This is a genomic window from Enterovibrio gelatinilyticus, assembly GCF_028683095.1.
Classification (GTDB): Bacteria; Pseudomonadota; Gammaproteobacteria; order Enterobacterales; family Vibrionaceae; genus Enterovibrio; species Enterovibrio gelatinilyticus.
In genome coordinates, this window is sequence record NZ_JAJUBC010000089.1 from 1 (window position 1) to 1,030 (window position 1,030).

Genomic DNA, 1,030 nt, shown 5'->3' on the forward strand with positions numbered 1-1,030 from the left:
CCTTGGCATATAACGTTCAAATCTAGCGAATCCCCTCAAAATCTCTTTCTAAACAATGAGAAGGACGCGCATCGACCCTTTTGATCTAATGAATTTCGCTAAAAACCACATTCCACCAAAAAGGATGAACGATGTTCAAATTCTACAAGATACTCTACAAAATCAGTGTCCCACTATTCATAAAAAACGTCTTCAGTCTCTGATACTTGCGACCCCATCCTCACTCGATGGGGCTGACCTCACGCTCACTAAACTCGGTCGCTCCCTTAACGTCATGACCACGGCTAAACATGCCATCAAACGAGTCGACCGCTTGCTTGGCAATGCAATAAATAACTCTACCCCAAGGCAAACAACTAACCCGTCTATCTGGGCACTAGCCAACTCGCACGCCGCTCTCCTCTGGCTTGTCATGCTCATCTTGTTAAACAGGCATCGAAAGGCCGAAAAGTGCAACGCCATACCCGCACCAGCAAGAAGCATACGGCGTCTCGTCTCTTTGCCAAAAGCGCACACGAGCCGTGGCTACTGGTGACTAATATCCCGAATGACACGCTAAACGCGATTCAGATAACACGCTTATATGGAAAGAGAATGCAGATAGAGGAAGCGTTCCGCGACTTAAAAAGTCCCGCATATGGACTGGCTCTACGGCATAACCGAACCCGTTGTATCAAGCGCCTCAACATCTTGTTATTGATTGCGTTGCCGGCAGAGGTACTGATGTGGTGGAACGGTCTCATTGCGACAAAAGCTAAATGGCAGTACGACTTTCAAGCCAATACCATTAAGCATCGGCGTGTTCTCTCTATTCCACGCTTGGGGCGAGAGGTAAGAAAGCATCAACGGTATTGTATCAATGAACCGCAATATCAATGGGCTATGCTCGAATACCAGAGGCTGACTCATTCATCAGGGTTGGGCGAATTATGAGGGGATCCTTCAGCGCCGCATTAAACGGACAAAAATAGTGGGTTAAAATGTGTAGCGAAGTGTAACGTAACCCACTGTTTATTTGTCCGTTTAAATG

General features: G+C 46.9%; 1 pseudogene. It reads left to right on the forward strand.

The features are described from left to right. Window positions 1–124 precede the first annotated feature (124 nt). A pseudogene (locus LRP50_RS25315) lies at window positions 125–933 on the forward strand (transposase). Window positions 934–1,030 lie beyond the last annotated feature (97 nt).